Origin of the sequence: Kitasatospora sp. NPDC059747, from assembly GCF_042732955.1 — a bacterium.
GTDB lineage: Bacteria > Actinomycetota > Actinomycetes > Streptomycetales > Streptomycetaceae > Kitasatospora.
Window position 1 is genome coordinate 94783 of sequence record NZ_JBHWGV010000013.1, and the last position, 7743, is coordinate 102525.

Annotated in this window: 6 protein-coding genes; 1 reads left to right on the top strand and 5 read right to left on the bottom strand. The window is 72.8% G+C overall.

Features of this window, described 5'->3' with window-relative positions:
* Positions 1 to 203 precede the first annotated feature (203 nt).
* The 4 genes from ACFV4G_RS08625 to ACFV4G_RS08640 form a co-directional block, all read right to left on the bottom strand.
* Positions 204 to 1574, bottom strand: coding sequence for a S8 family serine peptidase (locus ACFV4G_RS08625; protein WP_380437923.1), 1371 nt, complete (start codon positions 1572 to 1574; stop codon positions 204 to 206).
* 284 nt (positions 1575 to 1858) lie between these two features.
* Positions 1859 to 2617 carry a 3-oxoacyl-ACP reductase FabG gene (gene fabG / locus ACFV4G_RS08630; RefSeq protein WP_380437925.1) on the bottom strand — a complete coding sequence of 253 codons (759 nt, stop codon included), beginning with the start codon at positions 2615 to 2617 and terminating at the stop codon, positions 1859 to 1861.
* Between the two features lie 169 nt (positions 2618 to 2786).
* On the bottom strand, positions 2787 to 3974 hold the full coding sequence (locus ACFV4G_RS08635) for a thiolase family protein (protein ID WP_380437927.1): 1188 nt from the start codon (positions 3972 to 3974) through the stop codon (positions 2787 to 2789).
* An 88-nt stretch (positions 3975 to 4062) separates the two neighbouring features.
* Positions 4063 to 5226: an acyl-CoA dehydrogenase family protein gene (locus ACFV4G_RS08640; RefSeq protein ID WP_380437929.1), complete on the bottom strand. Its 1164-nt coding sequence runs from the start codon at positions 5224 to 5226 to the stop codon at positions 4063 to 4065.
* Positions 5227 to 5434: 208 nt separating this feature from the next.
* On the opposite strand from ACFV4G_RS08640, the gene ACFV4G_RS08645 reads away from it, so the two are divergent.
* On the top strand, positions 5435 to 6115 hold the full coding sequence (locus ACFV4G_RS08645; RefSeq protein WP_380437931.1) for a TetR/AcrR family transcriptional regulator: 681 nt from the start codon (positions 5435 to 5437) through the stop codon (positions 6113 to 6115).
* A 78-nt stretch (positions 6116 to 6193) separates the two neighbouring features.
* On the opposite strand, the gene ACFV4G_RS08650 is transcribed toward ACFV4G_RS08645, so the two are convergent.
* Positions 6194 to 7381 carry a nitric oxide synthase oxygenase gene (locus tag ACFV4G_RS08650; RefSeq protein WP_380437959.1) on the bottom strand — a complete coding sequence of 396 codons (1188 nt, stop codon included), beginning with the start codon at positions 7379 to 7381 and terminating at the stop codon, positions 6194 to 6196.
* Between the last annotated feature and the right edge of the window lie 362 nt (positions 7382 to 7743).

The window sequence follows — 7743 nt, forward strand, 5'->3', positions numbered from 1 at the left end:
CGCGGTCCCCGGTAGGCGGACAACCGTTCCCGCCCCCCCCGCACCCCTCCGACCCCCACGCGGCGCGACGTCGCCCCCCGCCGACTCCCCGCCCAGTGCATGTGCTGTCGCTGTCGCGCAGGTGCCTACCGGAAGTCCCTACCGGAGGTCCCTACCGCGTGCAGCTGCCGTGCTGCGTCCCTGCTGTGACCGATGAAGGTCCGTCACCGGCCCGCGAGGGCGTGGACGAACTTCGTGCCGTCGATGGTGCCGAGGCCGCTGGCGAGGTCGTAGCCCTCGGTCGCGTTGTAGCCGGTGACGCCGTTCCAGCCGTTGTCGCCGTCCTTGACGTCCGTGATGCCGCTCCAGTCGCTCGGGAGCAGGCTCAGGCCGTACATGCGCCAGTTGATCTGGCCGAGGCGGTAGCCGGCGGCCTGGTCGGCCAGGGCGACGATGCCCGAGAACAGCGGGGTGGCCTCGCTGGTGCCGCCGGTGAGGTGCCAGCCGACCGCGGTCGGGTCGTACGACTCGTACGTCCAGGCGGCGCCGTCGACGGCCGCGCTCATGCTGATGTCCGGGGTGCCGCGGTGGTTGCCGGTGACGTTGGCGACGCCGGCCTGGTACCACGGGCGCTCGAAGATGCCGGAGACGCCACCGCCGCCGGCGCCGGACTTGTCGTGCCACACCTTGTCGGCCGCGGTGCGGTTGCCGTTGTCGTCCAGGGTCAGCTGGGTGCCGCCGACCGAGGTGACCAGCGGGTCCGAGGACGGCCACGAGTTGACCTTGTACGGGTACAGGTCGGTGCCGTTGGTCTGCGCGTCGGTGGCGCCGTTGTCGCCGGAGGCGGCGAGCACGGTGACGTTGTGGGCCGCGGCCGACTTGAACGCGTAGCGCAGGTCGGTCAGGGACTTGAAGTCGCCCTTGTCGTAACCCGGGAACGTGTTCTCGGTGGCGCCGAAGCTCTGCGAGATGACGTCGCCGACGCCCTTCTTGATGAGGTCCTTCTCGGCGTCCATCATCTCGGGCAGGCCGGTGGTGCCCTCGGTCTCGGCGACACCGGTCTCGACCAGGACGATGTGGGCGTCGGGGGCCATCGCGTGGGCGTACTCGACGTCCAGGGTGGTCTCGCCGGCCCAGCCGGTGTGGTCGGGGTTCTTCGGGTCGAAGACGGGGACGTTGCCCCACTTGACGACCTCGACGTTGGTGTCCTTGATGCCCCACTGCTTGTCGAAGACCTCCAGGTCGTGCTGGATGGTCGGCGAGCCGAAGGAGTCGACGATGACGATCGTGCGGCCCTTGCCGGTGATGCCCTCCTGGTACAGCGGGCCCAGGTTGTAGGCCTTCTGGTACTGGAGCGGCGAGTAGCAGTGGATGCCGATCTGGCTGACGCACTGGGTGGTGGTCAGCGGGGCCGGGCGGGTCGTGGCGAGGTGGTGTCCGGCCGAGGCGGGCTGGACGTGGACGCCGGCCAGGTTGTGCGAGGGCGCTGCGACGGCAGCGCCGACCGCCGGGACGGAGACGGTGCCGGCCGTGACGGCGGTCGCTCCGACGGCGAGCAGAGCCAGGGCGCGACGGAGGGTAGCGGGGCTGCCCATGGGACTCCTTGGGGGACGCAGGGCCCGACCTTGGTCCGGTCGGGTCGGTCCGGCCATCCCATCGATTGCCACATGATCATGCCATAGTCATTTTGTGGGGTGGTGTTACGAACGGCATGGTCATGTTCGGCCACGCGAAAAGGTAAAGGCCGTCCCAGGGGAAAGTAACTCCGCTGCTGGGACGGCCCGTTGACTACACGTCGGGAAGCCTCGCCGATTTCACAGTTTTCACCGTGTTGGCCAACTTTACCAAGTTCATCGGCGCGGGGTAAGCCTTCGTCGGGTCAGCGTGCCCCGCCGTTGACGTACAGGGTCTGCCCGCTGACGTACGAGGCGTCCTCGCTCGCGAGGAACACGACCACCGAGGCGATCTCCTCCGGCTGCCCGACCCGCCGCAGCGGGGTCCTGGCGGACACCTCGGCCTGGTGCTCCTCGGCCGAGCTGCCGACCCGCTCCGCGGTCGCGGCGGTCATCGCGGTGGCGACGTAGCCGGGCGCGACGGCGTTGACGTTGATGTTGAACGGGCCCAGCTCGATGGCCAGGGTCGCGGTCAGCCCCTGGATGCCGGCCTTGGCTGCGGCGTAGTTGGCCTGGCCGCGGTTGCCGAGCGCCGAGCGCGAGCTGAGCGAGACGATCTTGCCGAACTTCTGTGCCACCATGTACTTCTGCGCGACGTGGCTGCAGTTGTAGGCGCTGGTCAGGTTGACCGTCAGCACCGCGTCCCAGTCGGCCTTCGGCATCTTGAAGAACAGGTTGTCCCGGGTGATCCCGGCGTTGTTGACCAGGATGTGCACGCCGCCGAGGTCGGCGGCGACCCGGGCGAACACCGCCTCGACGGCGTCGTAGTCGGCCACGTCGCAGCCGTACGCCCGTGCCGTGCCGCCCTTGGCGGTGATCTCGGCGACCGTCCCGGCCGCGCGCTCGGCCGTGAGGTCGACGACGGCGACCGCCGCGCCCTCCTCGGCCAGCCGGCGGGCCGTCGCCGCGCCGATGCCCTGCGCCGCACCGGTGACCACGGCGACCTTTCCTGCGAAACGCGACACTTCGTACTCCCTGGGGGGTGGGTCCTGAGGGTGGATATGTAGACAAAGGGATGTCCGGATAAAACCAGGTCCGGACAAAACGACGTCAGGACGAGCCGGAACGTCGGAACGAGCGGAACGATTGGAGCGAGTGGAACGAACCAGCGGAACGCAGGAACGAGCCGGAACGTCAGGCGTTCTCGACCAGCACGGCCGTGCCCTGCCCGACGCCCACGCACATCGTGGCGAGCCCGCGCCGCGCGCCGGTGCGGTGCATTCGGTGCAGCAGCGTCGTCAGGATGCGGGCGCCGGAGCCGCCGAGCGGGTGGCCGAGGGCGATCGCGCCGCCGCTCGGGTTGACGCGCTCGGGGTCGATGCCCAGCCCGTCCATGGAGGCCAGCGCCTGGGCCGTGAACGCCTCGTTCAGCTCGGCCGTGTCGACGTCGCCGATCGACCAGCCGCTGCGCCCGAGCGCCTTCCGCGTCGCGGGCACCGGGCCGATGCCCATGACGTCCGGGTGCACCCCGGCGGAGGCCCCGGCGACGTACCGGCCGAGCGGCTCCAGGCCCAGGTCGCGCAGCGCCTCCTCGCTGACCAGGACGAGCCCGGCGGCGCCGTCGTTCATGGGCGAGGCGTTCCCGGCGGTGACGGTGCCGTCCGGGCGGAACGCGGGCTTGAGCCGGGCGAGCTTCTCCAGGCTGGTGTCCTCGCGGATGCCCTCGTCCAGAGCCACCGTCACGCCGTCCGGCCGCTCGACCGGGATCAGTTCCGCGTCGAAGTGCCCGTCCTTGCGCGCGGCGGCGGCCCGCTGGTGGCTGCGCAGCGCGAAGGCGTCCTGGCGTTCGCGGCCGATGCCGTACCGGCCGGCCACCTCCTCGGCGGTCTCGCCCATGCTGAGGACGCCGTGCAGTTCGGCCATCCGGGGGTTGGTGAGCCGCCAGCCGAGCCGGGTGTCGTAGGTCTCGATCCGGTGCGGGAGCGCCTCGTCGGGGCGGGGGAGAACGAAGGGGGCGCGGGTCATCGACTCGCAGCCGCCGGCGAGCACGACGTCGGCCTCGCCGGAGCCGATCGCCCGCGCGGCGAGCGTGACGGCCTCCAGGCCGGAGGCGCAGAGCCGGTTGACGGTGGCGCCGGGGACGGTGTCGGGCAGGCCGGCGAGCAGGACGGCCATCCGGGCGGCGTTGCGGTTGTCCTCGCCGGCCTGGTTGGCGGCGCCCCAGTAGACGTCGTCGATGCGGGCGGGGTCGAGGGCGGGCACATCGGCGAGCAGGGCGCGCAGCACGGTGGCCGAGAGGTCGTCCGGCCGGACCGTGGCGAGCGCTCCGCGCAGCCGGCCGATGGGTGTGCGGCGGGCGGCGGCGAAGTAGACGGGACGCACGTCGTCGGGCTCCTTGTCCAGTGGAGGGGTGGGGGTGTCCTGGTCGGATGGTTCAGGAGGCTCAGGTGGCTAAGAGGGCTCGGAGGGCTCAGAAGGCGTTGACGCCGGTGAGCGCGCGGCCGATGAGCAGCTGGTGGATCTGGCTGGTGCCCTCGTAGAGGGTCATGACCCGCGCGTCGCGCAGGTACTTGCCGACCGGGTACTCGTCGATGAACCCGTAGCCGCCGAACACCTGGAGCGCGTTGTTGGCGGCCCGGACGGCGGCCTCGCTCGCGTAGAGCTTGGCGACGGAGGACTCGGTGGCGAACGGCAGGCCGCGTTCGATGTGGTCGGCGACCTTCCAGGTGAGCAGCCGGGCGGCCTCGACGTCGACGGCGATGCCGGCCAGCAGTTCCTGGACGAGTTGGTGCGAGGCGATCGGTTTGCCGAACTGTTCGCGCTCCCCGGCGTAGCGCACGGCGGCCTCCAGGCAGGCGCGGGCGATGCCGACGCAGCCGGCGGCGACCGACATCCGGCCCTTGGCGAGGGCGCCCATCGCCACGCCGAAGCCCTTGCCGACGGCGCCGAGCCGGGAGCCGTCGGGCACCCGGACCGCGTCGAAGGAGAGTTCGGCGGTGGCCTGGCCGCGCAGGCCGAGCTTGCCGTGGATCTCGGTGCGGGTGAAGCCGGGCAGGTCGGTGGGGACGAGGAAGGCGGTGATGCCCTTGTGGCCGCGCTGCTGCGGGTCGTCGCCGCCGGTGCGGGCGAAGACGAGGGCGACGTCGGCCCAGGTGCCGTTGGTGATGAAGGTCTTGGCGCCGCTGATCAGCCAGTCGTCACCGTCCCGGACCGCCCGGGTGGTGAGGTTGGCCGCGTCCGAGCCGGTGCCGGGTTCGGTGAGGGCGAAGCACGCGAGGGCCTCCCCGGAGGTGAGCCGGGGGAGCCAGTGGCGCTTCTGCTCCTCGGTGCCGTGGCTGTTGATCGACTTGGCGACGAGCCCGAGGGAGACGGAGACGATGCCGCGCACCGCCGAGTCGCCGCGTCCGAGCTCCTCCAGGACGAGGCAGTAGGCGAGGTGGTCGCCGCCGCTGCCGCCGTACTCCTCGGGCAGGGTGAGGCCGAGGAAGCCCAGCTTGGCGAGTTTGCCGACGATCGCGCGGTCCACGGACTCGGCGCGGTCCCACGCGGCGGCGTACGGGGCGATCTCGCGGTCGGTGAACTCGGCGGCGAGTTCCCGGACGGCGGTCTGCTCCTCGGACAGCTCCAGATTCACGGCGGCTCCCGGTTCCGGGCCCGGCGAGGGGCTGTCGCGCCCACCGACCTTCCGTGCCCATTAAACTAGCGCTGCAAGTTTTACGGGGGGACTGTAGCTCCGACCGGGCCGTGCTGGGAAGAGGCGCCTGTCAGAATCGGTCCCCGACCCACCCGACCGGAGGACTCCGGCCGGACGGACCGCCCGAGGAACCGGAGGAAGCCGCTCGATGGCCCGCCCGCGCACCCCGCTGCTCAGCCGCGAGCGCATCGTCTCCGCGGCGCTGCGGCTGATCGACGCCGAGGGCCTGGACGCCCTCTCCACCCGCCGACTCGCCACCGAGCTGTCGGTCAGCGGGCCGTCGCTCTACAACCACTTCGCGACCAAGGACGAGCTGCTGGACGCGGTCGTCGACACCGTCATCGGGGAAGTCGACCTATCGATGTTCGGCGGATCGCCGGGCACGGCGGGTGCGCCGGGCACGGCGGCGCCGACCCCGTGGCCGGAGGCGCTGCGCGACTGGGCCCGCTCCTACCGCGCCGCGCTGGCCGCCCACCCCAACATCGTCCCGGTGCTCGCCCAGGGCCCCGGCCGCCGGCCGCACGCGCTGCGCCTGGCCGACGCCGTGTTCGGGCACCTGGTGGACGCGGGGTGGCCGCGCGGCCAGGCCACCCGGATCGGCGCGCTGATGCGCTACTTCGTCACCGGCTCGGCGCTGGCCTCCTTTGCGGCCGGGTTCCCGGCGGACGCGGAGCTGTACGACGTCGCCGACTACCCGCACCTCGGCGAGGCGCACCGGCTGGCCGGCCATCGGGGCACCGTCGACGAGGCCGCGTTCGAGACCGGTCTGGAGGCGCTCCTCGACGGGCTGGCGCTGCGCTTCGAGCGCCTCACCGGGGCGGGCGCGTAGCCCGCGCCGGCGGCCGGCCCCGCCTCGTCACCGGCGCCCGCACGTCACAAGGGCCCGCGCGTCACCAGCGCCCGCGCGTCACCAGGGCTCGCGTGCCAGGAAGGCCGGGCGCAGCGACGGGTCCACCGGGTCGTAGTAGCGGTGATAGACGGGGGTGAGCCCGCCGGAGACCGGGGGCACGATCCAGCTCCAGTCCGCCGGGGTGGGCCGGCCGAGGCGCTTCTCCTGCGCGACGTGCTTGAGGAAGCGCTCCGACTCGGTGTGGTGGTCGGCCATCGTCACCCCCGCCTCCTGGAAGGAGTGCAGCACGGCGACGTTGAGCTCGACCAGCGCGCGGTCCCGCCAGAGGGTGCGGTCGTTGGAGGTGTCCAGGCCGAGCCGTCCGGCGACGGTGGCGAGCATGTCGTAGCGGTCGGCGTCGGCGAGGTTGCGGGCGCCGATCTCGGTGCCCATGTACCAGCCGTTGAAGGGTGCGGCGGGGTAGCGCACGCCGCCGATCTCCAGTGTCATGTCGCTGATCGCCGGTACCGCGTACCAGCGCAGGCCGAGTTCGGCGAACCAGGCGAACTCGGGGTGGGAGAGCGGGACTTCGAGTGTGGTGTCGTCCGGGAGCTGGTACCACTCGGGGCGCTCGCCGGGCCGTTCCCGGATCAGCAGGGGCAGCACCTCGAAGCGGTCCTCGGCGCACTTCCAGCCCAGGTCCCGGGCGAGGGCGGCGAGTTGGACGCCGGCCGGGTCGCCGGTCACGCCGCCGGTGACATCGTGGGTGATGCCGTCGGGGATGCCGTTCGGGCCGTCCTCCGGGCCGTCCTCCGGGCCGTCGTCAGGGTCGGCGGCCGTCGTCCGGTGGCCGGCGTAGCGGACGAGTTGCTGGTTGAGGATGCGCGCGGCGGGCCGGCCGGGCCGGTCGGGGGCGAACACCGAGACGACCGGGCGGATCCGGCCGCCGTTGCCGGCCAGCCGCAGGTGTTCGAAGCACTCGGCGGCGATGTCGTCGGCCGAGGTGAGGTGGCGCAGGTCGCGCACCACGAGGCTGCGCCAGTACAGCCGGCCGATGCAGCGGGCGGCGTTGCGCCAGGCCAGTTTGGCGCCGTACGCGAGCTCGGCGGGGGTGTGCTCGTAGGTGCCGCTGCGGTCGATCTCGTCGAGCACGGCGCGTATCCGCTCGTCCGGGTCGCCGCCGGCCGCGGGCTGCTCGTGGTGGAACTGCCGGATGAACGAGGTGGCCTGGGCGGGGTCGGTGAACGGCGGGTCCGCCGGGAGCAGCGCGTCGCCCGCGTCGGCGGTGCGGGGCTCCGCGGGGTGGGGCCCGGAACCGTGGGGTCCGGAACCGTGGGGCCCGGAAGCGTGGGACCCGGGGTCGTGGGGTCCGGCAGCGTGTGGCCCGGCGGGGTGGGCCCCGGGGTGGGTGTGGGCGTACGGGCAGCCGCCGGCGGGCGCGGCGGCGGATCTGCGGGTGCGAAGCCGGTTGAAGATCAAGACATCCCTCCTGCCGAACAGGAGTACCGGAGCCGGCCGGCCCGCCGCAGGGAGTGAACGATTCGGCCCCCCCCCCCCCCCGGGGCGCGCCGGGGGGGGGGGGGGGGGGGGGGCGGCGGGGGGGGGGGGGGCGCGGCGGGCCCCCCGCC